Annotated in this window: 24 protein-coding genes; 5 read left to right on the forward strand and 19 right to left on the reverse strand. The window is 69.5% G+C overall.

The window, feature by feature from the left end:
* Positions 1 to 101: 101 nt before the first annotated feature.
* From K340_RS0114705 to K340_RS0114735, 7 genes are all read right to left on the reverse strand, one after another.
* A complete protein-coding gene (locus K340_RS0114705; protein ID WP_245599568.1) occupies positions 102 to 938 on the reverse strand; it encodes a carbohydrate ABC transporter permease in 837 nt (278 codons plus the stop codon).
* Positions 935 to 1,930: a carbohydrate ABC transporter permease gene (locus K340_RS0114710; RefSeq protein ID WP_084614484.1), complete on the reverse strand. Its 996-nt coding sequence runs from the start codon at positions 1,928 to 1,930 to the stop codon at positions 935 to 937. The genes K340_RS0114705 and K340_RS0114710 overlap by 4 nt, the downstream gene beginning before the upstream one ends.
* 8 nt (positions 1,931 to 1,938) lie before the next feature.
* Positions 1,939 to 3,405: a sugar ABC transporter substrate-binding protein gene (locus K340_RS30250; RefSeq protein ID WP_084614485.1), complete on the reverse strand. Its 1,467-nt coding sequence runs from the start codon at positions 3,403 to 3,405 to the stop codon at positions 1,939 to 1,941.
* 135 nt (positions 3,406 to 3,540) lie between these two features.
* The gene (locus K340_RS35955) at positions 3,541 to 3,906 is read right to left on the reverse strand and encodes a putative glycolipid-binding domain-containing protein (RefSeq protein ID WP_154674274.1); all 366 of its coding nucleotides are present in this window, start codon (positions 3,904 to 3,906) and stop codon (positions 3,541 to 3,543) included.
* 15 nt (positions 3,907 to 3,921) lie between these two features.
* Entirely contained in the window at positions 3,922 to 5,013 is a 1,092-nt protein-coding gene (locus K340_RS0114725; RefSeq protein WP_029137277.1) for an Rv2578c family radical SAM protein, read from the reverse strand.
* A 133-nt stretch (positions 5,014 to 5,146) separates the two neighbouring features.
* A complete protein-coding gene (gene hisS / locus K340_RS0114730; protein ID WP_029137278.1) occupies positions 5,147 to 6,493 on the reverse strand; it encodes a histidine--tRNA ligase in 1,347 nt (448 codons plus the stop codon).
* Between the two features lie 104 nt (positions 6,494 to 6,597).
* Complete coding sequence (locus K340_RS0114735) at positions 6,598 to 7,275, reverse strand: MBL fold metallo-hydrolase (RefSeq protein ID WP_029137279.1); 678 nt, start codon at positions 7,273 to 7,275, stop codon at positions 6,598 to 6,600.
* A gap of 171 nt (positions 7,276 to 7,446) precedes the next feature.
* Here K340_RS0114735 and K340_RS30255 point away from each other — a divergent pair, with 171 nt between their 5' ends.
* The gene (locus K340_RS30255) at positions 7,447 to 8,427 is read left to right on the forward strand and encodes a peptidylprolyl isomerase (RefSeq protein WP_051266388.1); all 981 of its coding nucleotides are present in this window, start codon (positions 7,447 to 7,449) and stop codon (positions 8,425 to 8,427) included.
* A 95-nt stretch (positions 8,428 to 8,522) separates the two neighbouring features.
* On the opposite strand, the gene K340_RS0114745 is transcribed toward K340_RS30255, so the two are convergent.
* The 9 genes from K340_RS0114745 to K340_RS0114785 form a co-directional block, all read right to left on the reverse strand.
* Positions 8,523 to 10,835 (reverse strand): RelA/SpoT family protein, encoded by a 2,313-nt coding sequence (locus tag K340_RS0114745; protein WP_029137280.1) that lies wholly within the window; start codon positions 10,833 to 10,835, stop codon positions 8,523 to 8,525.
* Positions 10,836 to 11,044: 209 nt separating this feature from the next.
* Entirely contained in the window at positions 11,045 to 12,328 is a 1,284-nt protein-coding gene (gene secF / locus K340_RS0114750; RefSeq protein ID WP_029137281.1) for a protein translocase subunit SecF, read from the reverse strand.
* 1 nt (position 12,329) lies between these two features.
* Positions 12,330 to 14,267 carry a protein translocase subunit SecD gene (secD, locus tag K340_RS0114755; protein WP_029137282.1) on the reverse strand — a complete coding sequence of 646 codons (1,938 nt, stop codon included), beginning with the start codon at positions 14,265 to 14,267 and terminating at the stop codon, positions 12,330 to 12,332.
* A gap of 128 nt (positions 14,268 to 14,395) precedes the next feature.
* Entirely contained in the window at positions 14,396 to 14,806 is a 411-nt protein-coding gene (gene yajC / locus K340_RS0114760; RefSeq protein WP_029137283.1) for a preprotein translocase subunit YajC, read from the reverse strand.
* Positions 14,807 to 14,941: 135 nt separating this feature from the next.
* A complete protein-coding gene (gene ruvB, locus K340_RS0114765; protein ID WP_029137284.1) occupies positions 14,942 to 16,078 on the reverse strand; it encodes a Holliday junction branch migration DNA helicase RuvB in 1,137 nt (378 codons plus the stop codon).
* Complete coding sequence (gene ruvA, locus K340_RS0114770; RefSeq protein ID WP_029137285.1) at positions 16,075 to 16,707, reverse strand: Holliday junction branch migration protein RuvA; 633 nt, start codon at positions 16,705 to 16,707, stop codon at positions 16,075 to 16,077. The genes ruvB and ruvA overlap by 4 nt, the downstream gene beginning before the upstream one ends.
* Positions 16,704 to 17,231 carry a crossover junction endodeoxyribonuclease RuvC gene (ruvC, locus tag K340_RS0114775; protein WP_029137286.1) on the reverse strand — a complete coding sequence of 176 codons (528 nt, stop codon included), beginning with the start codon at positions 17,229 to 17,231 and terminating at the stop codon, positions 16,704 to 16,706. The genes ruvA and ruvC overlap by 4 nt, the downstream gene beginning before the upstream one ends.
* Positions 17,232 to 17,374: 143 nt before the next feature.
* The gene (locus tag K340_RS0114780; RefSeq protein ID WP_029137287.1) at positions 17,375 to 18,133 is read right to left on the reverse strand and encodes a YebC/PmpR family DNA-binding transcriptional regulator; all 759 of its coding nucleotides are present in this window, start codon (positions 18,131 to 18,133) and stop codon (positions 17,375 to 17,377) included.
* 10 nt (positions 18,134 to 18,143) lie between these two features.
* The gene (locus K340_RS0114785; RefSeq protein WP_245599569.1) at positions 18,144 to 18,569 is read right to left on the reverse strand and encodes a DUF2269 family protein; all 426 of its coding nucleotides are present in this window, start codon (positions 18,567 to 18,569) and stop codon (positions 18,144 to 18,146) included.
* A gap of 98 nt (positions 18,570 to 18,667) precedes the next feature.
* Here K340_RS0114785 and K340_RS30260 point away from each other — a divergent pair, with 98 nt between their 5' ends.
* Positions 18,668 to 19,906, forward strand: a complete 1,239-nt coding sequence (locus K340_RS30260) for an inorganic phosphate transporter (RefSeq protein WP_051266390.1) — start codon at positions 18,668 to 18,670, stop codon at positions 19,904 to 19,906.
* On the forward strand, positions 19,903 to 20,157 hold the full coding sequence (locus K340_RS0114795; protein WP_029137289.1) for a hypothetical protein: 255 nt from the start codon (positions 19,903 to 19,905) through the stop codon (positions 20,155 to 20,157). The genes K340_RS30260 and K340_RS0114795 overlap by 4 nt, the downstream gene beginning before the upstream one ends.
* On the opposite strand, the gene yczE is transcribed toward K340_RS0114795, so the two are convergent.
* Positions 20,077 to 20,691 carry a membrane protein YczE gene (gene yczE, locus K340_RS30265; RefSeq protein WP_084614502.1) on the reverse strand — a complete coding sequence of 205 codons (615 nt, stop codon included), beginning with the start codon at positions 20,689 to 20,691 and terminating at the stop codon, positions 20,077 to 20,079. The two genes, K340_RS0114795 and yczE, sit on opposite strands and share 81 nt — an antisense overlap.
* A 212-nt stretch (positions 20,692 to 20,903) precedes the next feature.
* On the opposite strand from yczE, the gene yczR reads away from it, so the two are divergent.
* Together yczR and K340_RS0114810 are read left to right on the forward strand one after the other, a co-directional pair.
* A complete protein-coding gene (yczR, locus tag K340_RS30270; protein ID WP_051266391.1) occupies positions 20,904 to 22,412 on the forward strand; it encodes a MocR-like transcription factor YczR in 1,509 nt (502 codons plus the stop codon).
* Positions 22,413 to 22,474: 62 nt separating this feature from the next.
* Positions 22,475 to 23,866 (forward strand): M20 family metallopeptidase, encoded by a 1,392-nt coding sequence (locus K340_RS0114810; protein WP_029137290.1) that lies wholly within the window; start codon positions 22,475 to 22,477, stop codon positions 23,864 to 23,866.
* A 10-nt stretch (positions 23,867 to 23,876) separates the two neighbouring features.
* Here K340_RS0114810 and K340_RS30275 read toward each other — a convergent pair whose 3' ends face one another.
* Both K340_RS30275 and K340_RS30280 read right to left on the reverse strand, forming a co-directional pair.
* On the reverse strand, positions 23,877 to 24,983 hold the full coding sequence (locus K340_RS30275; protein WP_154674275.1) for a DUF3048 domain-containing protein: 1,107 nt from the start codon (positions 24,981 to 24,983) through the stop codon (positions 23,877 to 23,879).
* 123 nt (positions 24,984 to 25,106) lie between these two features.
* On the reverse strand, positions 25,107 to 26,393 hold the full coding sequence (locus tag K340_RS30280) for a DUF3048 domain-containing protein (protein ID WP_051266394.1): 1,287 nt from the start codon (positions 26,391 to 26,393) through the stop codon (positions 25,107 to 25,109).
* Between the last annotated feature and the right edge of the window lie 13 nt (positions 26,394 to 26,406).

A 26,406-nucleotide genomic window follows, 5' to 3' on the forward strand; every position in this document is an offset into this window, starting at 1 on the left:
TGCTCATGGTGTTCAGCCCGCTCTTGCTGGACATTTGTCCGGTACACCGTGCAGTGCCCCACGATCATCGGGAGTGGGCGCGACATCGGGAGCGGGGCCCGTCAGCCCTTGACCGCGCCGGAGGTCAGCCCCTGGGCGAGCCGGCGCTGCACCACGGTGAAGAAGATGACCACCGGCAGGCTGAGCAGGGTGGAGGCGGCCATGATCGGTCCCCACTCGGCGGTGTTCTGGCCGAAGAACTTCTGCAGGCCGACGGTCGCGGTGTACTTGCTGTCGTCGGACATGAAGGTGAGCGCGAAGATGAACTCGTTCCAGGCGGTGATGAACGAGAACACGCTGGTGGCCACCAGTCCGGGCGCGACCAACGGGAGCAGCACGGAGAAGAACATCCGCCACCAGCCGGCCCCGTCGACGTAGGCCGCTTCCTCGATCTCCTTCGGCACCGCGGCGACGAAACCGCGCATCATCCAGATCCCGAACGGCAGCGAGAAGGCCAGGTACACCACGCTGAGCGCCAGCAGGCTGTTCAATGCGTGGTACTGCCGCATCTGCAGGAACAATGGGATGACGAGTGCCTCCAGCGGCACCATCTGCACGATCAGGATCATCACCACGACCGAGGTGCGGAAGCGGAACCGGAAGCGGGCCACCGCCACCGATGCCAGCAGGGCGACCATCGCGCTGAGCACCACCGTGATCACCGCCACCAGCAGCGAGTTCCGCAGGTAATGACCGAAGCCGCCGTCGTTGATCACCGTGGAGAAATTCTTCAGCGTGAGCGACTGCGGAAGCAGTTGCGAGCCACGGGATGCGGCCTTACCGTCCAGCGCGGTCGAGACCATCCAGTAGGCCGGGAAAAGGGCGAAGATCAGCAGCGCGATCACCGCGACCGTGATGCCCACCTTCGCAGCCGGCGTGCGCCGGATTGCGCGGCTCACAGCTCACGCTCCTTGAACAGGGTGCGCAGGTACACGCCGGTGATCAACAACAGGATCACCGTCAGCAGCACCGCGATCGCCGAACCCTTCCCGTAGGAGCCTTGAGCGAACGACTCCAGGTACGACCAGACGCCGAGATTGAGCACGTCGTCGTTGCCGCCACTGCCTCCCGGCATCAGATAGATCTGGGTGAACACCTTGAAGTCCCAGATCGTCGACAGGATGGTGACGACCGCGAACACCGGACGCAGCATCGGCACCGTGATCGACCAGAACCGTTTGCCGGCACCGGCTCCGTCGATCTCGGCCGCCTCGTGCAGTTCGCGCGGGATCGTCGTCAGCCCTGCCATGATGGTGATCGCGACGAACGGGAACCCCTGATGGATCACGTTCAGGGCGGCGATCGAATAGAAACCGACCCGGTCGGTGAACCAGTTCGAGGTCGCCGGATCGATCAGCCCCAGGCCGGCGAAGACCTTGCTCATCAGCCCGTCGAACGGATCGAAAAGCCAGACCCAGACATAGGTTCCGGTCAATGCCGGCACGGCCCAGGCGATCATCACCGCGGTCGAACAGATCCACTTCCAGGCCGGGCCGAGCAGGTTCAACAGCAGGGCGACCAAGGTGCCGAGCGCGACCGTGCCGACCACACAGACCAACGCGAAGACGACGGTGTTGGGCAGCACCGTCCGCCACAACAGCGGGTCCGAGAGCAGTTCGGTGTAATTCTCGAAGCCGATGTAATTGTCCTTGCCGGAGACGATCTGCTCCAGCCCGTAGTCCTGCAGCGACAGCTGGCCGACCCGGATCAGCGGCCAGACCAGCAGCAGGGCAAGGACGATCAGCGCCGGAGCCAGCAACAACCAGGGGCGGACGCCCCGGCCGAAACTGACACCCAGGGGTACGCGCCGCGGCGCCCGTGAGCTGCCAGGAATCCCGCCTCCGGGACGAGCAGCGGCGGGCGCCGCGACGATCTGGTGCGGGTCGGGCATCGAGTTCGTCAGCCGCCGAAGGAGTCGTTCATCTCGCCGGCAGCCGTCTTGGTGGCATCGGCAACGGAGGCCTTCCCGGTCAAGACGCTCTGCAGCATTTTCGTCAGCACCTTGGCGCCCTCGATCTTGCCCCAATCCGGGGTCACCGGCATGCTCTTACCGGCCTCGACCATCTGCTTGGCGAACGGGGCGATCAGCGGGTCGGCACTCTTGGCGGTTTCGTCCAGCAGCGACTTGATGCCCGGGAAGAAGTTCGACGACTGCGCCCACTGCTGCGCGTACTTGTCGCTGGACATCAGCTCGATGAACTTCCAGGCGAGCTCCTTGTTCTGGCTGGCCTTGAAGATGCCGAGGTGCGAACCACCGAGGAACGACGGTGACAGCTTGTCGGCGGTCTTGCCCGGGATCGCGAAGGCACCGAGATTGCCCTTCATGTCCGGGGCGTCGGTGGTGATCTTGGTGATCGTCCAGTTGCCGGTGATCACCATCGCGAGCTTGCCGGACTCGAAGTTCTTCAGCAGGTCGGTCTCCTTCCAGGTGGCCGCCGCCGGGGTCGACAAGCCCTGCTTCAGCGCGAGGTCGGTGTAGAAGGTCAGGCCCGCCTGCGATTCCGGAGAGTCGATCGTCGAGGTCCACTTACCGTCCTGCTGAGTAGCGACGTCGCCGCCGGCGCCCCAGATGAACGGCATCATGCAGTAGGAGCAGTCACCGGCCACCGCGAACGGCACCACGTCGGGAACCGCACTCTTGATCTTCTCGCCGGCCGCGACCAGCTCGTCCCAGGTGGTCGGCGGCTGCACGCCGGCCTTCTCGAACACGTCCTTGTTGTAGACGAACGAGCGAACACCCGCGTACCAGGGCATGCCGTAGAGCTTGCCGTCCATGGTCCCGGCATCCACCAGGCCCTGGACCAGGTTGTCCTTCATCGGCGCCACCTGTTGGGTGAGGTCCTCCAGTGCGCCGGCCTGGGCGAACTCCGGCGTCCAGGTGGTGCCGATCTCCGCCACGTCCGGAGTGGTGCCGCCGGCGATCGCGGTGGTGAACTTGTCGTGCGCGTCGGCCCACGGCTGGAACTGCACGTCCAGGTCGGCCCCGGTCTGCGCCTTGAAGTCCTTCGCCACGTCGGCGAAGAACGGGGTGGCATCCGGGTTGGTGCCCTCCATGATCCAGACGGTCAGCTTCTTGCCGGCGAAGTCCTGCGAGCCGGACTCAGCCGGAGCGGAACCCGCGGTGTCCGAACCGGCGGTGTCGGAGCCGGCGGTGTCCGAACCCGCCGTGCCCGAAGCCGCGGTGTCCGAGCCTGCGGTGTCCGCACCCGTCGTTTCCGCGCCGGCCGCGGAACTTCCGGCGGCGGCCGCAGTGTCGGCGGCACTGGTCCCTTCGCCGTTGTTGTCCGAGCCGCAGGCTCCGAGCGTGAGCAGCAGGGCGATCCCGGCCGCCGTCACCGCCGTGGTTCTGCGCGTTCTGATCCTCATCGTGCCGCCTTTCCTAGGAGGTGCCCGATCGACGGTCTGTGCGTCACGATCCGCGACACCGTCGGCGTGGAATTTTCACTTGAACGGACGTTAGCAGGGACTTTTCCCACAGAACAGGGCCGACGCACCGTAATTTCAATCGTGACCTTCGACCGGCGGGACGATCCGATGAGCCAGTCCCGGATAGTCGATCACCACGCCGTTCGGATCGACCGTCAACACCGCCGTGACGTCACGATGTTCACCGGTATAGCGGACCCGGAAGCCCTCGCCGGTCGCCGAGAGCAACCGGTAGAGCTGCCCGCTGGTCTGCAACCGCCGGGTGACGAACCCCTGCACCGTGTCGAGTTGCCAACGCAGCCGGTAGTCGGGGTGACGCTCTCCCCCTCGGCCGCGAACGGCTCGGCCGAGCCCGGCTCGATCGCGAAGGTCGCCCGATCGATGCGGTCCGGGTCGTCGATGCCCTGCCACCACACGGTGCTCATGCCAGACGGTGCTCATGCCAGCGATCCTCCGTCAGATGAGCCTGAGTTGCTCGCCGGCCGAGGCAGCGCGGTCGGGTTCGGTGGGCGGGGCGACCGTCGGCAGGCTGCCGGCCGGGAACGAGGCCCGAGCATCCCCCGGCACTCCCCCTCGGCCCTGCATGGCTGCGCCGAAGCCGCCCAGTCCGGCAGCGCGACGGGCCGTGCGGATCCGGTCGGAGACGATGTCCCGATAGTCCCTGGGGAGGTAGGCGCCGCGCCGGTAGAGTCGCTCGTACACCGGCAGCAGCTCAGCTCGTTCGCCGGAGAGCCATTGCAGGAACCACTCTTTGGTGCCGGGGCGCAGGTGGAGCGGAATGCCGCTGACGCCCGTCGCCCCGGCCGCCGCGAGCTCACCGCACAACTCGGTGATCTGCTCGAGCGAGTCGGTCAGGTGCGGCAGCAGTGGGGCGACGAACACCCCGCAGGGCAGCCCGGCATCGCGCACCCGGCGGATCAGGTTGAGCCTGGCCTTCGGTGACGGGGTGCCGGGTTCCAGGTTCGCCTGCAGCTCCGGATCCAGCAACGCCAATGAGATCCCTATCCCCACCGGCACTTTCGTCGCCGCCCGCGCCAGCCGGTCGAGGTCGCGACTGAGCACGGTGCCCTTGGTGAGGATCGAGAACGGAGTGCCGGAGTCGGCCAGCGCATCGATGATCCTCGGCATCAACGCATAGCGACCCTCGGCGCGTTGGTAGGGATCGGTGTTGGTGCCCAAGGCGACGTGTTCCCGCTGCCACCCCGGCCTCGCCAGTTCCCGGCGCAGGACCTGCCCGACGTTGGTCTTGACGACGATCTGGGAGTCGAAGTCGTGCCCGGCGTCCAGCTCCAGGTAGGTGTGGGTGTTGCGGGCGAAGCAATATGCACAGGCGTGGGTGCAGCCCCGGTACGGATTGACGGTCCAGCCGAACGGCATGGCCGATGATCCGGGCACCTTGTTCAGCGCCGACTTGGCCAACACCTCGTGGAAGGTGACGCCGGCGAACTCCGGCGGCCGGACCGAGCGGACGAGTCCCGCCAGCAATGGCATCCCCGGCAACGTCGGTTCGTCGTCCTGCCGATCCGCTCGTTGCGCGTCCCATCGCATCCATTCATCGAACGCCTGTTCGATAGCTTGGTCAAGTCGATCTACCCAAAACGTTCGTTCACACTGCCAGGTCGTACTGATCGAGGACAGGCGATCTGTGTCGAGCCGGCACGGGGCTGACGGGACAACCCCGCTACGCCCGCGGTGAGGTGTGCACCACCGGACGCAGGTCGGCGGCCGGTGGCTGCCAGCTCGATGCCGAAACCGGCAGCTGTTCTCCACTGCGGATGTCCTTGACCTCACCGGCGAGCGCGTCGCCGGTGTCGCCGGGGAACCAGACGAACGGAATCCCGCGCCGCTCCGCATACCGGATCTGTTTGCCGAACTTCGCCGCAGCCGGTGCCACCTCGCAGGCGATCCCCCTGTCCCGCAGGGCTTTCGCCACGGCTGACGAGTTGCTTCGCTGGTCTTCCGACACCAGAGCGACCAGTACGCAGGCCGGGGTCGACCGGGATGACGTCACCAGCCCCTTGCCGATCAGCAGCCCGAGCAGCCGCGACACCCCGATCGAGATGCCGACCCCCGGATAGGTGTGACGGCCGTCGGAGGCCAGCGCGTCGTACCGGCCGCCGGAGCAGAAGCTGCCCCACGACTCGTATCCGATCAGCTGCGTCTCGTAGACGGTGCCGGTGTAGTAGTCCAGCCCGCGGGCGATCCGCAGGTCGGCGACGATCCGCCCGGGTGCGTTCGCGGCCCCCGCCTCGATCACCGCGGACAATGCCGTCAGCCCGTCATCCAGGGTCGGGTGTGACACCCCCAGTTCCCGGACCCGGTCGACGAAAGAGGTGTCGGCGGTGCGGATCCCGGCCAGCGCCAGGCACTGCGCGGCCTGCTGGTCGGTGGCCCCGGCCGCCACCAGCATGGTGCGCACCGCGTCCGGCCCGACCTTGTCCAGCTTGTCGACGATCCGCAGGGTTCCCGGCACGTCGTCGAGCCCGATGCCCAGGTAGAAGCCCTCGGGGATCTTGCGGTTGTTCACCTGAATCACGTACTCGCCGATCGGCAACTTGCCGAAGGCATCTGCCACCACCAGTGGCATCTCCGCCTCGAAGTGCGGCGACAGCTCGCCGACGTCGACCACGTCGATGTCGGCCTGGGTGAACTCGCGGTAGCGACCCTCCTGCGGCCGCTCCCCCCGCCAGGCCTTCTGGATCTGGTAGCGACGGAACGGGAAGTTGAGCTTGCCGGCATTCTCCAGCACGTAACGGGCGAAGGGCACCGTCATGTCGAAGTGCAGCCCCAGGCTCGGTTCGCGGCTGTTGTCGCCGCCACCGGCCAGCCGGGAGATCGCATAGATCTCCTTGTCGGTGTCCTCACCCTGGGCCGAGAGCCGCTCGATCGGCTCCACCGATCGAGTCTCGATCGAGCAGAACCCGTGCAGCTCAAAGGTTTCCCGAATCACGTCCAGAAAGTGCTGCTCGACGATCCGGTCGGCAGGCAGGAACTCGGGGAACCCGCTGATCGGGCTGACTCTGCTCAATTGTTCGCCTCCGCGGTCGTTCCGGGCCGTCCGGCGTATCTCGTCCCTCGACGCACCAGACGTTTCCTCGCTCCCTGTCGGCTCATCCTCATCCTCTAATACTCTCAGCCGATCAGGAACGGGTTGCCGCCGCGTTCGGTCCCGATGGTGCTGCTCGGCCCGTGACCGGGCAGCACCACTGCGTCGTCCGCCCGGGTCAACAGCACCGATCTGAGCGAGTGCCGCAGCTCGTCCCAGGAGCCGCCGGGCAGATCGGTACGGCCGACGGAGCCGGCGAACAGGGTGTCGCCGGTGAACAGCAGTTCCGGCCGTCCGCCGTTCGGATCGACCGCTGCTGCCAACCGGAACACCACCGAGCCGGGGGTGTGGCCGGGCACCGGATCGACCGCGACCCGCAGGCCGGCCAGCTCGAGGGTCGCTGAGTCGTCGAACGAACGGACCTCCGGCGGCCGCAGCCCGGTCAGGTCCATCCCGGCCAGCTGTCGGCGCAGCGGCTCGCTCAGGCCGGCCAACGGGTCGTCCAGCAGGTGCTGGTCGGCCGCGTGCAGGTAGGCCGGGACGCCGGCGGACCGACACAGTTCGTTCGCTCCCGCGACGTGGTCGAGGTGCCCGTGGGTGAGCAGCACGGCCGCCGGGGTCAGCCGATGCTGCCGCAGCACCTCGGCCAGCGGTTCGGCGGAGTTCTCCCCCGGATCGATCACCGCGCATTCCCCGCCGGGCTCGGCTGCGATGACGTAGCAATTGGCCTGGAACGAACCGGCCGGGAACCCTGCGATCAGCACCCGGTCACCCTAGCGGCCGGCCGGTCGCGATCCACCGGGATCGGCTGCACAGGGTTTTCTCAGACGATCCTCGCATCATTGGCCGGCGGCGGTCACCTAGACTCGGCCGCCGGGGCCCGACATCGTTTCCGTTGGACCCGCGAGCGCTCACGACCCCCAGGAGGACACCCGGTGCCGAGCAATCAGCAGCGACGCGAGGCGGCCAAGCGGAAGCTGCAGCGTCAGCTCGCCCGTCGCGAGCAGGAGCGCACCCGTCGGCGCCGCAACACCCTGATTGCCGGCGCCGTCGCCGTGGTACTCGTCGCCGCCGGTGTCGTCTGGCTGGTCACCGCGAACAAGAACAGCACCACCACCGCGGCCCCTGACGCCAACGCCACCGCGTCTGACGCCACCGGGACCGACAGCACCGCGACCTCCACCGCGCCGGCCACCCCGTGCACCTACCCGGCCAGTGGCACTGCCGCGAAGAAGGTCGACCCGCCATCGAACATCTCCCCGGCCAAGACCGGCAAGGTGGACGCCACCATCGCCCTGAACGGCGAGTCGGTGCCGGTGACGCTGGACCGCAGCCTCGCCCCCTGCTCGGTGAACTCGTTCCTGTCGCTGGCCGCGCAGGGCTTCTACGACAACACCAACTGCCACCGGCTGACCAAGAGCGCCGAGCTGAACATCCTGCAGTGCGGGGATCCGTCCGGCAAGGGCAACGGCGGACCCGGCTACGAGTACGCCACCCAGGTGGCCGACCAGGCCAAGTACCCGGTCGGCACGCTGGCCATGGCCAACACCGGTACCACCGGCGAGGGTTCGCAGTTCTTCATCGTCTACGGCAAGACCACGATTGCGCCGAGCTACACCATCATCGGCACGGTGTCCGACGCCGGCATGAAGGTGGTCCAGTCGATCGCCGAGAAGGGCGTCAAGGACGACCGGCAGGACGGCGCGCCGAATGCCGCCGCCAAGATCGAGTCGGTCAAGGTGCCGGCCGAGGCCGTCGTGGCCTCCACCGCGTGGCCGAGTTCGTCGGCCGACAGCGGCGCGGCGCCGACCGACGAGCTGCCTGCCGACACCGGCGCGGCCGACACCGGCGCAGCGGACACCGGTGCGGCCCCGACCAGCGAGTCGGCGCCGGTGTCCAAGACGACCACCAACTGACGCCTGGCGCTGCGGCGTGCGGCGCCAGCCCACCTGACCAACCCGGACACCTCCGCGCCCCGACACACCAGCCGGCCGATCCGCGAAACTGCCGGTCAGGCGCTCGTCACCCGGTAGACGTCGTAGACGCCGTCAACGGCCCTGACGACCCGTAGCAGGTGCCCGAGGTGCTTCGGGTCGGCCATCTCGAAGCTGAACCGGCTGATCGCCATCCGGTCCTTGGACATCGACAGGTTGGCGGACAGGATGTTGACCTTCTCGTCGGCCAGCATCTTGGTGATGTCCGAGAGCAGCCGGTGCCGATCCAGCGCCTCGACCTGGATGGTGACCAGGAAGACCGAGGCAGAGCTCGGATCCCAGGACACCGGGACCAGCCGGGCCTGCTCGGCCCGCAGCGCGTCGGCGTTGGTGCAGTCGGTGCGGTGCACCGAGATCGCCCCGCCCTTGGTGACGAAGCCGAGGATGTCGTCGCCGGGAACCGGGGTGCAGCACCGGGCGAGCTTGACCTGGACGTCGGAGATGCCCTCGACCAGTACCCCGGAGGATCCCTTCGGGGTGCGCCGCCGGACCACCAGCGGGGTGGCCTTCTCGGCGATCTGCTCGCCGGCCGCCTCGTCGCCGCCGAGGAACCCGACGACCTTGGCGATCACCGTCTTCGCCGACACATGGCTCTCGCCGACGGCCGCGTACAGCGCGGCGATGTCCCGATAGCCCAGGTCGTGCGCAGCCTCCGCCATTGCCTGGTGCGAGATCAGTCGTTGGACCGGAAGTCCTTCCCGCCGAACGGCTTTCGCGATCGCGTCCTTGCCGACCTCGATGGCTTCCTCGCGCCGCTCCTTGGCGAAGTACTGGCGGATCTTGGTCTTCGCCCGCGACGAGGCGACGAAGGAGAGCCAGTCGCGGCTGGGGCCGGCGCCCTGGGCCTTCGAGGTGAAGATCTCGACGATCTGGCCGCTGGCCAGGGTACGTTCCAGCGCGACCAGCCGGCCGTCGACCTTGGCGCCGATGCAGCGGTGGCCGACCTCGGTGTGCACCGAGTAGGCGAAGTCCACCGGGGTGGATCCGACCGGCAGCGTGTGGATGTCGCCCTTCGGCGTGAAGACGAAGATCTCCGACGACGCCATCTCGAACCGCAGGTTGTCCAGGAACTCACCGGGGTCGCCTGCCTCCCGCTGCCAGTCGAGCAGCTGCCGCATCCAGGCCATCTCGTCGACCGTGGTCGCCGACCCGGTGTGGGTGCCCTTGGTCTCCTTGTAGCGCCAGTGCGCGGCGATGCCGTACTCGGCCGTGTGGTGCATCTCCGCCGTCCGGATCTGCACCTCCAGCGGCTTGCCCTCCGGCCCGATCACCGTGGTGTGCAGCGATTGGTAGACGCCGAACCGGGGCTGCGCGATGTAGTCCTTGAACCGGCCGGGCATCGGCGCCCACATGGCGTGCACCACGCCCATCGCCGCGTAACACTCGCGGACCGATCCGACGATGATCCGCACCGCCACCAGGTCGTGGATCTCGTCGAAGTCGCGGCCGCGGACCTGCATCTTCTGGTAGATCGAGTAGTAGTGCTTGCCGCGGCCGACCACCTCGGCCGAGATCTTCGCCGCCGACAGCTCGGCGTCGATCTGCTGGGTGACGGCGGCCAGGTAGGTGTCCCGGGACGGGGCCCGGTCGGCCACCAGCCGAACGATCTCGTCGTAGCGTTTGGCGTGCAGGATGGCGAACGCCAGGTCCTCGAGCTCCCACTTGATCGTCGACATGCCGAGCCGATGCGCAAGCGGCGCAAGGACTTCCAGCGTCTCCCTGGCCTTGCGGGCCTGCTTGTCCGGCGGCAGGAAGCGCATGGTGCGCATGTTGTGCAGCCGGTCGGCGAGCTTGATCACCAGCACCCGCGGGTCCTGTGCCATCGCGATGATCATCTTGCGGATGGTCTCGGCCTCGGTGGCGTCGCCGAACCGGACCTTGTCCAGCTTGGTCACCCCGTCGACCAGGTGCGCCACCTCCGAACCGAACTCCCGCTCGACATCGGCGTAGGTGTACGGGGTGTCCTCGACGGTGTCGTGCAGCAGCGCGGCGACCAGCGTGGTCGAGTCCATCCCCAGGTCGGCCAGGATGGTGGCCACCGCCAGCGGGTGGGTGATGTACGGATCGCCGGACTTGCGGAACTGTCCACGGTGGGCCTTCTCGGCCACCTCGTAGGCCCGCTGCAGCAGTTTCAGGTCGGCCTTGGGGTGCAGCGTGCGGTGCGTCGCGAACAGCGGCTCCAGCACCGTGCGCTGCGGCCCGGACTGCCGCTGCCCGCTCATCCGGCGGGCCAGCCTGGCCCGGACCCGTCTGGTCGCCGACGGTGCGACCTCGGCACCTGGCGGCACCACCGGGGCTGACGCGGCGACGGCCGCCGACGACGGCGTCAGCGGAGCCGCCGCCCGATCGGTGTCGGCCGGTTCCGCCGGCTCGGTCGTGACCGAGGCAGCCGGGGCCGCCGGCGTCCCGTCGATGTCGGGAACTGCCACGGCTCACCTCCGGCTGGGTTCGATCGCGGGGTAACCCCCGCCAGGCCCCACGCGACCGCAGGGTCCAGACCCTTCAGCTTAGCCAGCCGGCGGGGCCGGCGAAGACCGCGTCAGCGGCCGCGCTTGCCCGTCGGTCGCGCCGCCTTGCCGGACGGCCGCTTCGGCCTGGCACCGGCCGGACGCACACCGGGTCGCGGGGCCTCCCCCGGCGCCATGTCCGGAACCACCGGGCTGACGGCCGGCTTCGCCGGCTTGACCGGGGCCTCGGCGACGACGGTCGCCGCCGCTCCGCCGGCCTTCGCCAGGGTCTTGTGTGACTTCGCGCCCTTGGCCGCGACCACCGGAGCCCGGCTGCCGATCGGGTCGCCGACGGCGTCAACGATCAGGCCCTCGGCGGCCCGCTTCGCCTCGACCCGCTTGGTGTGGGCCCGCAGCTGCGGCTCGCGGATCCGCAGGTCGACCGCGAGCGGCACCGCGACGAACAGCGACGAGTAGGCGCCGACGAGCATGCCGACCAGCTGTACGAGGGCGAGGTCCTTGAGCGTGCCGGAACCCAGCAGGGCGATGCCGGCGATCAGCAGCCCGGCGACCGGCAGCAGCGCGATCAGCGAGGTGTTGATCGAACGCATCAGCGTCTGGTTGACGGCCAGGTTCGCCGCCTCGGCGTAGGTGCGTCTGGTCAGCGAGGTGAGGCCCCGGGTGTTCTCCTGCACCTTGTCGAACACCACCACGGTGTCGTACAGCGAGAAGCCGAGGATGGTCAGCATGCCGATCACGGTGGCCGGGCTCAGTTCGAAGCCGACCAGCGAATAGATGCCGGCGGTGATGATCAGTACCTGCACCGTCGAGACCACGGCGGCGACGGCGGATCTTCGTTCGTAGCGGATCCAGATGAACAGCGCGACCGCCACCAGGAAGACGATCACCGAGATGATCGCCTGTTTGGACACCTCGGCCCCCCAGGTGCCGGACACCGCGGTGTCGACCACGTTGCCGGGCAGGGCGAACGCCGACTTGAGCGCGGCGGCGGCGGTCTGGATCTGGTTCGGCTGCAGTTCGGCGGAGACCACCTGCAACGACTGGCCGACCCGCTGCACGGTGACGTCGCTGACACCGATCGAATCGGACATCACCTCGCCGACCTGCGCATCGCTCGGCACGCTGGTCGCTGCCGGAGTGAAGGTGAGCTTGGTGCCGCCGGCGAAGTCGATACCCAGGTTGAAGCCGCGGAAGATGATCAGCAGGATCGACGCCACCACCAGCACGATGCCGACGGTGTAGTAGACCTTCCTGGGCCGCAGGATGTCGAAAGCGCCGGTGCCGGTGGACAGCCGGTTGAAGAACCCGGCCTTCTTCGCGGGCTTGTGCTCGGGCTTGCTGAGGCTGGTCGTCATCTCAGGCCTCCTTCGTCGCGAAGCGGGCGGTGGCGGCCCGGTGCTTGGCACCGGCGGCGGCGACCGCACCGAGACCGGAGAGCGCCGGCGACCGGAACGCCTTCGAGTCGGCGGCCAGGGACACCAGCGGGTGCGTCACCAGGAACACCACCACCAGGTCGAGGACGGTGGACAGACCCAGGGTGAACGCGAAGCCCTTGACGTCGCCGACCGCGAAGATGTACAGGATGACGGCGGACATGAAGGTCACCGCGTCGGCCGACAGGATGGTGTGTTTGGCCCGTTCCCAGCCGCGTGGCACCGCGGACCGGAAGGTTCTGCCCTCCCGGACCTCGTCCTTGAGTCTCTCGAAGTAGACGACGAAGGAATCGGCGGTGATGCCGATCGCGATGATCAGACCGGCGATGCCGGCCATGTCCAGCGACAGGTCGATCCAGCGCCCGAGCAGCACCATCACGGCGTAGACGAGCATTCCGGACAGCACCAGCGACAACACGGTGATGGCACCGAGCAGCCGGTAGTAGAACAGGCAGTAGACGACCACCAGCAGCAGCCCGATACCGCCGGCGATCATGCCGGCCTGCAGCGACTCGGCGCCGACCTCGGCGCTGACCGATTCGGTTTTGTCCAGGGTGAACACCAGTGGCAGCGCACCGAACTTCAGCGAGTTGGCCAGCGCGGTCGCCGATTCTTGGTTGAAGGAGCCGGACACCTCGGTGGTCGGGGTGTTGATCGGGCCGCGGATCACCGGAGCCGAGAGCACCTGGCCGTCAAGGGTGAAGGCGGTCTGGGTGCCGACGTGGGCCGCGGTGTAGGCGGCCCAGGTGTTGAAGCCGGTGGTGTCGAACTTGACGTTGACCGCCCAGCCGCCGTCGCTGCCGATGCCGGCGGAGGCGGTGCTGATCTGGTCGCCGGGGATCAGCGTCTTCTCCAGCACGTACATCTCGGTGCCGTCTTCGTTGCACGCCAGCAGCGGCTTCTCGGCCTTGTCCAGGCCCTGGATGTCCTTGCCATTGTGCGTCTTCAGATCGGCGCAGGTCAGGTCGCCGTTCTGGATGCTGGTGGTGGCGGCGGTCTGCCAGGCGGTGAAGGCGGCCTCGTCGTTGCCGGCGGGCTGAGTGGGGATCGTCGGGTCGCTGCCCTCGGGGAAGGTCCCGCCCTTGGCGGCCGCGGCAGTTCCGGTCGCCGTCCCGGTGGCTCCGGTCGCGGTCCCGGCGGTGTCGGTCGCAGTGCCGGTTGCGTCGGTCGCGGAACCGGTGGCCGCGGCGGAACCCGTCGTCGTGCCGGTGGTCTTGGGCGCGGAGCTCGTTGCCGTGGTTCCGGAGGGGGTGCTGGCGGCGGCGCCGGCAGCGCGCAACCCCTGCCCGCTGCTGGTCGCCGAGCCGGTGGTCGCCGCGCTCGTGGTCGCCGAATCGGTGGTCGCCGCATCGCTCTCGGCCGTCCCGCTGCCGGTGTCAACCGGCGAGGGCGGCGTCGCCTGCGTCTCACCGATGGCCGGCGCGGTCGTCAGGGTGGGAGTGGTGGTGGCACCGGTGGTGGCTGTGCCGTCCGACGGAGGCGTGATGCCCACCGCGGAAACCACCGGCCGGATGTTCATCCGGGCGCTGCGGGCCAGATCGCGGAGGTCCTTCTCGCCGGGGAACGTCACCACCAGCTGGCGGGAGCCGTCGATCTGCACCTGGGCGCCGACCACACCGGAGCCGTTGACGCGGGTCTCCATGATGTTGCGGGCCTGCTGCATCGACTCGCGGGACGGCGCGTCGCCGGTCTCGGTCTGCGCGGCCAGGGTGATCCGGGTGCCGCCCTGCAGATCGATGCCCAGCTTGGGGGTGTTTTCACCCGGAGTCAGGAACACCAGCCCGTAGAGCAGGATGACCAGTCCGGCGAACACGCCGATGTGCAACCAGGGCCGGAACTTCCCGGCGTTGGGACTCGCCACGTCTAGCCTTTTCTTCTTGAAACGCGAGTCACCCAGACACGGACGGGCACTCTCGCCACCGGTGGGCGATCAAGTCACCCGGGATGTGCTCCGGCGGCGCAGGGCGCCGCCGGGTGCGATCGAGGAGCCTAGCCGATGTCGCTGCGGCCGGGCTGACGCTTCTCCAGGCTGACCTCGCCGGACTGCTCGTAGGCATCGGCGTCGTAGCTGTCTGCGTCGTCATAGCTGTCCGCGTCATACGCGTCATCGGCGTACTCGGTCTCGTCGAGACCGGGCGCGCTCTCCACCACCACCTCGCGGACGGCGGCTCGCACCCAGGTGGTGCGCACCCCCGGTGCGATCTCGAGCTCGATGGTGTCGTCGGCGACGGCGGTGATCTCACCGTGCAGGCCGGAAGTGGTCATCACCCGGGTGCCCGGGATCAGCTTCTCCTGCATCTTCTGCGTCTCGGCGACCTGGCGCTTCTGCTTGCGCATGCCGAAATACATCATCGCGCCGAGTGCCGCGAACATCAGGATCGGCAGCAACATCTGTTCCATGGGTCTCGCATCTCCTCTTGGGCACGTCTTCCGGGAGGACCCGCCGTTCAGCGGTCCCGGGAGGACGGTCCGCGCCGGCCCTACCACAGCGGGCGTGGCTCAACGACGAACCGAATTCGCGCAAGTCCCCCAAGACTACCGGAGGTGACGGGTGTCTCCCGCATCCCGCGCTGGCGGTCCCGCGGAGTCCTCGTCGGGGCCGCCGAATAGCGACAGGGCGTTCCGACCGCTCGGACGCGCGCCGGGCGTGAGACCCAGGTGATCCCACGCCGCCGGGGTGGCCACCCGGCCGGTCGAAGTGCGGGCCAGCATGCCCGCCCGCACCAGGAACGGCTCGCAAACCTCCTCGACGGTGGTCGGCTCCTCGCCGACGGCGACGGCCAGCGACTTCAGGCCGACCGGGCCGCCGCCGAAGGTCCGGCAGAGCGCGCCGAGCACGGCGCGGTCCAGCCGGTCGAGGCCGAGCTCGTCGACGTCGTAGACCGTGAGCGCCTGCCTGGCCACCGCTCGGGTCACCCTGCCGTCGGCCCGCACCTGGGCGAAGTCCCTGACCCGGCGCAGCAACCGGTTGGCGATCCGCGGGGTTCCCCGCGACCGCCCGGCGATCTCCCGCGCACCGTCCGGAAGCAGATCGACGTCCAGGATCCGGCCGCTGCGGGTGAGCACCGTTGTCAGCTCGTCGGCGGAATAGAACTCCATGTGCGCGGTGAAGCCGAACCGGTCCCGCAGCGGCGAGGTGAGCTGCCCCGATCGGGTGGTGGCACCGACCAGGGTGAACGGGGCGATGTCCAGCGGGATCGAGGTGGCGCCGGGGCCCTTGCCGACGATGATGTCCACCCGGAAGTCCTCCATCGCCAGGTACAGCATCTCCTCCGCCGGGCGGGCGATCCGGTGGATCTCGTCGATGAACAGCACGTCGCCCTCGACCAGGTTGGACAGGATCGCGGCCAGGTCGCCGGCCCGTTCCAGCGCCGGGCCCGAGGTGATCCTGATGGCCGAGCCGAGCTCGCCGGCGATGATCATCGCCAGCGACGTCTTACCCAGCCCGGGCGGACCGGCCAGCAGCACGTGATCGGGCACCGCGCCGCGCAACTTGGCCCCGGTCAGCACCAGCTCGAGTTGCTCCCTGACCCGCTCCTGGCCGACGAACTCGGTCAGCGACTGCGGCCGGAGCGACGCCTCGATGTCGGCATCGCCGAGTGACTCGTCCGGCGAGACCAGATCGTCGGTCGCCGGCTCCGGCCACGGATCGGGCGGTGGGGCGCCGGTCATCGGGACCGGCCGAGGATTGCCAGGGCTCGCCGCAACAACACGGCCACGTCACCGGTGGCCGGCGTCGGATCGGCGGCGTCCTGCATGTCCGCGGCCACCCGGTCGACCGCGTCGGTCGCCTGCTTGGCGGCAAAACCCAAGCCGCCCAACGCATCCACCAGCTGCTCCTGCCAGGGCGCGCCAGCTACAGCGCCGTTCGCTCCCCCACCGCCGGTGGCGCCGGCACCGATCGCACCGACCTTGTCCTTGAGCTCGAGCACCAGCCGCTCGGCACCCTTCTTGCCGATGCCCGGCGCCCTGGTCAGCGCGGTGGTGTCGCCGGCGGACAGCGCCCGGCGCAGGTCGTCCGGCTCCAGGACGGCCAGCAGCGCGAGCGCGATCTTGGGCCCGACGCCGGACACCGACTGCACCAGTTCGAACAGCTGCTTGGCGTCGTCGGAGGCGAAGCCGAACAGCGTCAGCGAATCCTCCCGGACCACCAGTGTGGTGAACAGCCGGGCGGACTCGCCGCGGCGCAGCCCGGCGAGGGTGCCGGGGGCGGCGCGGACCGCCAGCCCCACCCCGCCGACCTCGATCACGGCCTGGTCGAGCGCCACCGTCAGCACGGTGCCGCGCACGGAGGCGATCATCGGCGACCGGCCTTCGCCGCCGCCACCGCGGACGCCAACCGGGAGGCCATCGGCGCCCGCCACAGGTGGCAGATGGCCAGCGCCAGCGCATCGGCGGCGTCGGCCGGTTTCGGTGCGGTGTCCAGTCGCAGCAGCCTGGTCACCATCATCGTCACCTGAGCCTTGTCGGCGGCGCCGTTGCCGGACACCGCGGCTTTCACCTCGGTCGGGGTGTGCCAGGCGACCGGGATGCCGCGTCGGGCGGCGGCCACCGCGACCACACCAGCGGCCTGAGCCGTCCCCATGATGGTGGATACGTTGTGCCGGTTGAACATTCGCTCCAATGCCACCCGATCGGGACGGTAGCTGTCCATCAGCTGCTCGACGTGTTCGGCGACCGCCAGCAGCCGCACGGCGACCTCGTCGGTCGGCGGCGTCCGCACCACGCCGACGTGCACCATGGTCGGCCGGCCGCCGCCGCCGGTGCCGTCGACGATGCCGACGCCGCATCTGGTGAGGCCGGGGTCGACGCCGAGCACCCGCACGTCTGCCCTCCCGCCGTCGGCCGTCGGTCCGAATCACCCGATCCGAACACCTGTACGCCAACGGTACCGGGCGGAGCCACGCTGCCGGCACCGCCACGCCGGGGCCAGGGATCTGGTCGGCTCACCGGGGCCAGGCGGGCGGGTCAGTCTTCCTGGAGCTGCTCCATCACTTCGTCCGGGATGTCGGCGTTGGTGTAGACGTTCTGCACGTCGTCCAGGTCCTCGATGGCGTCGATCAGCTTGAGCACCTTGCGGGCTCCTTCGTCGTCCAACGGGACCGGCACCGAACCGATGAAGCTCTGCTCGGCCGAGTCGTAGTCCAGGCCGGCATCGACAACGGCCGTCCGCACCGCGACCAGGTCGGTCGGCTCGGACACCACCTCGAAGGCCTCACCGAGATCGTTGATCTCGTCCGCCCCGGCATCCATCACCGCCAGCAGCAGGTCGTCCTCCGTCAGCCCGTCGGCCTTCGGCACGATCACCAAACCCTTGCGGGAGAACATGTACGAGACGCTGCCCGGATCGGCCATGTTGCCGCCGTTGCGGGTGACGGCGACCCGGACATCGGTGGCCGCCCGGTTCCGGTTGTCGGTGAGGCACTCGATCATCATCGCGACACCATTCGGGCCGTAGGCCTCGTAGGTGATGGACTGGTAGTCGGCGCCGCCGCCCTCGGTGCCGCCACCGCGCTTGACCGCGCGCTCGATGTTGTCGTTCGGCACCGAGGACTTCTTGGCCTTCTGGACCGCGTCGTACAGCGTCGGGTTACCGGCCAGATCTGCCCCGCCGGTGCGCGCCGCCACCTCGATGTTCTTGATCATCTTGGCGAACAACTTGCCGCGCTTGGCGTCGATCGCCGCCTTCTTGTGCTTGGTCGTCGCCCACTTGGAATGCCCGCTCATGCAGGTAATCCTACGGTTTCGTCACCATCAGGACGACCACGGCCACCAGCAGCAGGGTGGCGACGCCGCTGCCGGCGGCCACCTTCGAGTAGCCGCTCTGCACGCTGTCGGCCGCGCTGCGCAGCCCGTCAGCGGCGGCGCGCATCGTCGGCACCACCAGGCCGAGCATCAGGCCGAGCGCCACCAGGTAGAGCACGATCGACAGCCAGATCCACAGCGATCCGAACGACCAGTCCCGCTGCTCCGGCGCCGTCCCGAGAGCACCGAAGCCGAAGATCACCACCGCCAACGACACCAGCGAGAAGACGAACGTCGACCTGGCCATCGAATCGACCAGTGGCGCCTGCTTCTCCCGGATGCCGCGCAGTGCGATCATCGGCAGGATCGCCATCGGGCCGACGGCGAAGACGGCAACGAGCACGTGGATTGCAGTCATCACATCGAACATTGGTTCAATGTATCCGCCGACCGTCCACACCAGGCGCGGCAGGATCATCATCCGACCCCATTCGGGCCAGATCATGGAAGGACCGGATGACAGCCGCACTGTTCACCGTGATCCTCGTCGTGATCACCGCACTGATCTTCGATTTCACCAACGGCTTCCACGACAGCGCCAACGCCGTCGCCACGGCGGTGGCCACCAAGGCGATGAGCCCGCGGGTCGCGGTGGTGCTGGCAGCGGTGCTGAACGTGACCGGGGCGTTCCTGTCCACCGAGGTGGCCAAGACCATCTCCGGCGGGATCGTCGACGATGCCCTGGTCACGCCGGCGATCGTGTTCGCCGGGCTGGTCGGCGCCATCCTGTGGAATCTGGTCACCTGGCTGCTCGGCCTGCCCTCCAGCTCGTCGCACGCCCTTTTCGGCGGGCTGATCGGGGCGGTGCTGGTCGGCGCCGGGTTCGCCGGTGTCCACTTCGACGTGGTGGTGGCGAAGGTGCTGGTACCGGCGGTCGCCGCGCCGTTGGTCGCCGGCCTGGTGGCAGCCCTGGCCACCCGACTCGGCTACTGGATCTCCGGACGCGGCGACCAGAAGCAGATGAACGTCGGGTTCCGCTACGGGCAGGCGGTCTCGTCGTCACTGGTGGCGCTCGCGCACGGCACCTCCGATGGTCAGAAGACGATGGGGGTGATCACCCTGGTGCTGATCGTCAGCGGCTACCAGGCCTCCGGCACCGGACCCGCCTTCTGGGTGGTGATAACGGCCGGTCTGGCGATCGGGCTCGGCACCGCGTCCGGCGGCTGGCGGATCATGCGCACCCTCGGGCACGGGCTGACGTCGATGGCGCCGCTGCAGGGCTTCGCCGCCTCCACCGCCTCGACCGCGGCGATCCTGTCGTCGGCGCACATGGGCTTCGGCCTGTCCACAACGCAGGTCAGCACGGGGGCGATCGTCGGCGCCGGCCTCGGCCGTCGCGGCGGCAAGGTCAGCTGGAAGACCGCACGCCGGATGGTCTGGGCGTGGCTGGTCACCCTGCCGGCGGCAGCGGCCGTCGGAGCCGTCGCGGCGTTCGTCATTCAGATCGGCACCGCAGGCGTGGTGGCGATGTTCGTGGTGTTGCTGCTGGCCTCGCTGGCGATCTGGCTGATCGCCCGCCGTAACCCGGTGCACGCCGGCAATGTCGGTGAGACCGAGCCGCCGCCGTTGCCGACCATGCCGCCGGCCGCGCCGGCCGCGTTGGTGATGCCCAAGAAGCGGAAGAAAAAGAAGAAGGGCAAGAAGAAGAAGGGCAAGAAAAAAGGCAAGAACCGCAGCGGACCGGGGACCCGATGATCCACTGGAACGCCCTCGCACAGGTCACCATTGCGACCCTGATCAGCACCGTACTGGTGGTGGTCGCGGTGTCGTTCGGGATCCTGGCCCTGAACAGATCGACCGGGAAGACCCTGGACGAAACCGAACCCGGCGAGGTGTCCACCCCAGGCCGGCCGCTCTGGTGGCGGCTAGTGGGCTACGGGTGCCTGACCTTCGCCGGCGCGGTGGTGCTGTTCGGCATCTACCTGATCGTGCCGCAGTTCCACTGACCGGCGGCCCGTTGCCGGCCGCACCGTCATCCGCGGGAGAAGGACGTGCAGCAGCGGGCCGATGCACAGCGCGTACAACACCGTTCCGATCCCGACCGTGCCGCCCAGCAGCCAACCGGCGGCCAGCACGGTCAGTTCGATCCCGGTCCGCACCCACCGGATCGAGCTGACGCCCCGCGCCACCAGGCCGGTCATCAGCCCGTCCCGCGGGCCGGGCCCGAGGCCGGCGCCGATGTAGAGCGCTCCGGCGAACGCGTTGCCGACGATCGCCAGCACCATCATCGGGATCCGCACGGCCAGCGTGTCGACCGGCGGGATCAGCGCCAGGGTGGCGTCGGTGGTCCAGCCGATCACCAGCGCGTTCGCGATGGTGCCGAAGCCCGGCCGCTGGCGCAGCGGGATCCACAGCAGCAGCACCAGCACCGACACCCCGGTGATCACCGTGCCGAAGGACAGCGGCACCACCGACGTCAGTCCCTGGTGGAAGACATCCCACGGGTCGAGGCCGAGGACCGCCCTGACCATCAGGCCCATCGTGATGCCGTAGAGGAAGAGCCCGGCGAACAGCTGACTGAACCGACGCGACCGGCGATCCACCGGAATCGGCGACAGCAGCCGCAACGGCGAGAACCGGTGGTGCGTGGGCAGAGCGCCGGCCTGCGGTGCTGGGGGGATCGAGGTCACCGGACCATCGTCGCCACCGACCGGCCTGGACTTCCATAGCCAATTGAGAGAAAGTGGCCTCTATGACCAGTGCCACTGCCACAACTGGCCGGGTATCGGCGACGAGCCTGGTCCGGCGGCTCGGGCCGGTCACCGGCGAGGGACCGACCTATCGTCGGGTGGCCGACCGGATTCGCGCGGCCACCCTCAACGGCCGGCTGACGGTCGGCATCGGCCTACCCAGCGAGCGCGACCTGGCCATGGCCCTCGGGGTGTCCCGGACGACGGTGGCCGCGGCCTACCAACAACTACGGGATGACGGGTGGCTCAGCTCCCGCCGTGGGTCCGGCAGCCGGCTGGCCATCCCGCGGGAGCACGCGGCCTGGCGCTCGGACATCTTCGGTGCGCCGGCGATCGCTGACGAGCCGGCGCTGATCGACCTCACCACCGCCAGCCTGCCGGCGCCGGCCGAGCCGTTGCAGCGCGCGGTCGAGGCGGCGACGGGCGAGCTGCCCGGCTACGCCGCCGGCAGTGGGTACTTCCCGTTCGGGCTGCCGGTGCTGCGCGACCAGGTCGCCCAGCGGTACTGCGACGCCGGGGTGCCGACCACGGCCGAGCACATCCTGATCACCGGCGGCGCGCAACACGCGTTCGGGCTGGCGTTGAGTTCGTTGACCTCCCCGGGCGACCGGGTGTTGCTTGAGTGCCCGACATACCCGGTGGCACTGGACGCGATCCGGGCCGCCCACCGGGTGCCCACTCCACTGCCGCTCGGCGACAATGCCGACACCGCTTGGGATCTCGAGCTGTTCGGGGCGATTCTGCGCCAGTCGGCCGCGCGGGTGTCGTACCTGATCCCCGACTTCCAGAATCCGACCGGTGCCCTGATGTCGGCCGCCGACCGGGAGCGGGCGGTCGAGCAGGCGAGGCGTACCGGGGGCACCCTGCTGGTCGACGAGTCGTTCCGCGACGTGCCGTTCGGCGTCGCCGGATCGGACCAGCTACCGCCGCCGATGTCCGCGTTCGGTGACGGGGCGACCGGGCGTGGACGGGGCGGGTCGGGGTGTCCGGTGATCAGCCTGGGGTCGGTGTCCAAGGCGTTCTGGGGCGGACTCCGGATCGGCTGGGTGCGGGCCACCCCGGCCATCGTGGAGCGGCTGGCGGTGACCCGCTCGCTCGGCGACATGGCCGGGCCGGTGCTCGACCAGTTGATCGTCAGCCACCTGCTGGCCGATCCGGCCGCCGCCCTCGAGCAGCAGTCCGCCCGGCTCGCGGCCGGAGCTGCCGCCGTCCGGGCGGCGCTGGCCGAATACCTGCCGGACTGGTCGGCCACCGATCCGGCCGGCGGCGCCTCGCTCTGGGTCCGGCTCCCCGGGCCGTACGCCACCGAGCTGGCACGGCTGGCGCCGGCCGCCGGGGTGCGGGTGGTGCCGGGCCCGCGGTTCGGCCCGGACGGCACCATGGAAGCCTGCTTACGACTGCCGTTCACCGCACCACCAGAACAGCTGACGGAGGCCATTCGGCGGCTGTCGCAGATCGACCGGACCGCTGCGCAAGGTGCGGTGACCGCCTTCCCCGGCTGGCTGGCCTAGCCGGGCGTGCCCAGCCGGGCACGGGTACCGACCACAGACCCAGACATGCTTGGAGCCCGAAGTTGAACCGCAGCACCGCGATTGCCGCCGCCACCGAGTACTTCGACTCCGGCCGGTTCCGGCTCGATCTGGAGCGCCGCGTCGCGCATCGGACCGAGAGCCAGGATCCGGCGGCCGGCCCTCGGCTGCGGGCCTACCTCAGCGATGCGATCGTCGCCGACGTCGAGCGGATGGGGTTCACCGCCCGGATCGTCGACAACCCGGTGTCCGCCGCGCACCCGTTCCTGATCGCGCATCGCCACGAGGGTGACGAGCTGCCGACCGTGCTCACCTACGGGCACGGTGACGTCCAGCTCGCGCATCCCGAGCAGTGGCGCGAGGGCCTCGATCCCTGGCGGCTGACCGTCGAGGGCGACCGCTGGTACGGCCGGGGCAGCGCGGACAACAAGGGCCAGCACACGGTCAACCTCGGTGCCCTCGAGCAGGTGCTGACCGTTCGCGCCGGGAAGCTCGGCTACAACGTCACGTTGCTCATCGACATGGGCGAGGAATCCGGCTCACCTGGCCTGAACGAGCTCTGTGCGCAGCATCGCGACGAGCTGGCCGCCGACCTGCTGCTGGCCTCGGACGGTCCACGGCTGTCCGCCGATCTGCCGACCGTCTTCCTCGGCTCCCGAGGCGTCTGCAACTTCGAGCTCAGCTACCGGGCCAGGCCGGAGAGCCACCACTCGGGCAACTGGGGCGGCGTGCTCAGCAATCCGGCGGTGGTCCTCGCCAATGCCCTGGCCGGCATGGTCGACCAGCGGGGCCGGTTGCTGGTCGACGGGCTGCGGCCGGCCGCGATTCCGGACTCCGTCCGCAGCGCGCTGGCACAGCTCTCGGTCGATTCGTCCGCCGGCAGCCCGGCCGTCGATCCCGGCTGGGGCGAGCCCGGCCTGTCCCCCACCGAACGGCTCTTCGGCTGGAACACGCTGGAGATCCTGGCGATGGTCGCCGGGGATCCGGACGGTCCGGTCAACGCCATACCGGCTGACGCCAGGGCCTTCTGCCAGCTCCGGTTCGTGGTCGGCACCGACCCGGCGACGATCGGGACCGTGCTGCGCGGACACCTCGACGCCCACGGATTCGAGATGGTCGCCGTCACCGTCGAGCACGGGATGAACGCCACCCGGCTGGATCCGGACGACCCATGGGTGCGCTGGGCACTGGCGTCGATGCGCGCCACCACGGGTAAGGAGCCTGGGCTGCTACCGAATCTCGGCGGCTCGCTGCCCAACGAGGCGTTCGCCGACGTGCTCGGCCTGCCGACCATCTGGATCCCGCATTCCTACCCCGGCTGCGCCCAGCACGCACCCGACGAACACCTGCTGGCCCCGCTGATGCGGGAGTCGCTGCAGATCATGGCCGGGCTCTTCTGGGACCTCGGCGAACTCCGCGACGGCCGGCCCGAGTAGCGGCGGCAGGTCAGCCGGCGGAACCGGCGACGTCGACCTGGGCGCTCTGCGGCGCCAGCAGCACCCAGGTTTTGCCCGGCTTGAACGGCACCGGCTTGCCGGCCTTGTCCAGGAAGCTGGTCGGATCGGCTGCGGCGGCCCGCTTCCAGGTCCCGGAGATCTGGTGGCCGTCACGGAACAGGGTGAAGCTGCCGGTGCCGATGGTGTGCGACAGATAGGACGGAGAGCCGACCGAGTCCACCGTGCCGTCCGGCTCGTCGGTGACGTGCTGCACCAGCACGTTGTCGGCGAGTACCGCGGTTCCGTCGTGGTCGACGTACGGACTGTCCTTGTGGCTCACCACGTACCGGCCGTCGGTGAACGCGAACCCGGTGCGCCCGGCCTGCATGGTGACCGACACGGCGGGCGCCTTCGGCGCCGCTGCCACCCGCGGATCCGTTGCGGCGAAATGGAATCCGGGCGACTTCGGCGCGCCAAGCTCGCTGATGTTGTCGTTGGCCAGTCTGGCCAGATCGACGTGCAGGTTGTGCGTACCGTCGCCGACGTCCGAGCGCCAGTAGGCGCTGCCCGCCCGGTCGGGCGACAGGTCGACGACCGGCGTCGCGGCCAGCGCGGCCAGCGGACCACCGGCACCCCCGGAGAAGGCGAGACCCGGTGTGCCGTAGCTGGTCAGCAGTTCGGCGTCGGTCGACCGGACGCTCCGGATCGGACCCACCTCGGCGGGCAGCGTCGAGTGGAACACCGCGATCAACCTGGTCAGCCCGCCCTCCACCTGCTCCACGTAGACGATGTCGGCATCGGCGACGCCGAACTGCGGGAAGCCGGCGCTGGTGTTGTCGATCTTGGCGGCGATCACCGGACCGCCGTTCGGCTTGAGTCCGGTCAGCAGGTCCTTGGCCGCGGTCGGCGGGCGGCTGACGGTGCTCTTGGCCACCGGCTTCGGCCGGGTGGTGGCCGTCACCGTCTTGGCCGGTGTCGTCGGGGTCGCCGAGCTGGCGACCGGCGGCGTGCTGGCCGCCACGTTGGTGACCGAGGTAACGGTCTCGGGCGCCGGGGTATCCGAGCTACACGCACTGAGGGACGCGAGCAACCAGGTCACGCCAGCAAGAGCCGTCACGAGACGGACATTCTTCCGAGAAGTCACGGCTCACACGGTAGAGCACCGAACCGAGACTTCCTCGCGAGACGCCCCGTCGCGTGTCGCCGGTTCGGGCGGCGCCGGTTGGGGCGGCGAAGCCGGTCAGCGACCGTTGACCGCGCCGCTCTGCGGGACCAACAGCACCCAGGTCTTGCCCGGGGCAAATTTCACCTGCCGGCCGGCGCTGTCGCGGTAGCCGGTCGGCGATTCCGCGGTACCACGCGACCAACGTCCGGTGGTCGCCCGCCCGTTGCGGTAGAGGACGAACTCGCCGCCGCCGACCGTCCTGGTCAGCATCGAGGGCGACCCGACCGAGTCGACCGTCCCGTCCGGGTCGTCGTGCACCCGCTGCACCAGCACGTTCTGGGCGATCAGTGGAGTGCCGTTCGCGGCAGTGCCCGGAGCGCCGGCGGGCATCACCCGGTACCCCTTGCCGGTCCATTGGAACGCGGTGTGTACGTTGCCGATCCGGACATCGACGGACGGCCCTGAGGTCCACTTCTGGTCCTTCGGAAACCCGGACTGGAACTGCATCCCCGGCGCCTGTAGCGCCGGGTCGTGACCGGCTGCCGCACGGTACGCGGACGCCACCTGCTGCAGGTTGGCGTGCAAGTTGTACGGCGCCGGTTTCGCGCCGGACCGCCAGGTCGCGGCGTACGGCGCCGCATCGGTCACCCGGCTGGCGGCCAGCATGCTCAACGGGCCACCGGCGCCACCCGAATACACCAACAGCGGGCGGCCGTAGGCGGGCAGCAGCTGGGTGTCGGTGCTCCGCACACTGCGGACCGGTCCGACCTCGGTGGGCAGTGTCGTGTGGAACAGCGCGATCAGCCGGGTGAGCCCGCCCTCGACCTCTTCGACGTAGACGATGTCGGCCGAATCGACGCCGAACTGCGGGCGGCCGGCGGACGTGTTGTCCAGCTTGACCGCGATCACGGGGTTCCGGCTGCGGGCCCGACCGGTCAACGGGTCTATCCGCGCGGCCGCCGCCTTGGCGGCCGCCGCGCGGCTGCGCGCGGCCGCGGCTCTGGCCTTCGCCGCAGCGAGCTTCGCGGCCTTCGCCTTCGCCGCCGCTGCCTTCTCGGCCTTCGCCTTCGCGAGCTGGGCGGCCTTCGCCTTCGCCGCGGCCTTCGCCGCCGCCGCCTTGGTGGCCTTCGCCTTCGCTGCCGCCGCCCTGGCCTTTGCCGCGGCGATCGCCCTCGCCGCGGCCTCCTGCCTGGCCGCCAGGGCCGCCCGCGACTGCTCCGCCGCCGACGAGGCCGAGGCGGCAAGTGCGGCGAGGTCGCCGGGTGCGGCGGCCCCGGAACCTCCGGTCGCGGTGGTACATCCGGCCAGTACGGCGACGGCGATCAGCACGATCAGCGCCCGGGCGATCAGACGGCGTTGCACGGTCGGCAGCTCC

The organism is Nakamurella lactea DSM 19367, from assembly GCF_000426645.1.
GTDB lineage: Bacteria > Actinomycetota > Actinomycetes > Mycobacteriales > Nakamurellaceae > Nakamurella > Nakamurella lactea.

What these genes read in the sequence shown, in the direction of transcription:
- ruvB (WP_029137284.1), bottom strand. Translation starts at nt 16,078, where the DNA reads ATGACCGGCGCCCCACCGCCCGATCCGTGGCCGGAGCCGGCGACCGAC.
- K340_RS35955 (WP_154674274.1), bottom strand. Translation starts at nt 3,906, where the DNA reads ATGAGCACCGTCTGGCATGAGCACCGTGTGGTGGCAGGGCATCGACGA.
- secF (WP_029137281.1), bottom strand. Translation starts at nt 12,328, where the DNA reads ATGACGACCAGCCTCAGCAAGCCCGAGCACAAGCCCGCGAAGAAGGCC.
- K340_RS30260 (WP_051266390.1), top strand. Translation starts at nt 18,668, where the DNA reads ATGACAGCCGCACTGTTCACCGTGATCCTCGTCGTGATCACCGCACTG.
- K340_RS0114780 (WP_029137287.1), bottom strand. Translation starts at nt 18,133, where the DNA reads ATGAGCGGGCATTCCAAGTGGGCGACGACCAAGCACAAGAAGGCGGCG.
- yczR (WP_051266391.1), top strand. Translation starts at nt 20,904, where the DNA reads ATGACCAGTGCCACTGCCACAACTGGCCGGGTATCGGCGACGAGCCTG.
- ruvA (WP_029137285.1), bottom strand. Translation starts at nt 16,707, where the DNA reads ATGATCGCCTCCGTGCGCGGCACCGTGCTGACGGTGGCGCTCGACCAG.
- yajC (WP_029137283.1), bottom strand. Translation starts at nt 14,806, where the DNA reads ATGGAACAGATGTTGCTGCCGATCCTGATGTTCGCGGCACTCGGCGCG.
- yczE (WP_084614502.1), bottom strand. Translation starts at nt 20,691, where the DNA reads ATGGGCCTGATGGTCAGGGCGGTCCTCGGCCTCGACCCGTGGGATGTC.
- K340_RS0114795 (WP_029137289.1), top strand. Translation starts at nt 19,903, where the DNA reads ATGATCCACTGGAACGCCCTCGCACAGGTCACCATTGCGACCCTGATC.
- K340_RS30250 (WP_084614485.1), bottom strand. Translation starts at nt 3,405, where the DNA reads ATGAGGATCAGAACGCGCAGAACCACGGCGGTGACGGCGGCCGGGATC.
- K340_RS0114785 (WP_245599569.1), bottom strand. Translation starts at nt 18,569, where the DNA reads ATGACTGCAATCCACGTGCTCGTTGCCGTCTTCGCCGTCGGCCCGATG.
- K340_RS0114725 (WP_029137277.1), bottom strand. Translation starts at nt 5,013, where the DNA reads ATGCGATGGGACGCGCAACGAGCGGATCGGCAGGACGACGAACCGACG.
- K340_RS0114710 (WP_084614484.1), bottom strand. Translation starts at nt 1,930, where the DNA reads ATGCCCGACCCGCACCAGATCGTCGCGGCGCCCGCCGCTGCTCGTCCC.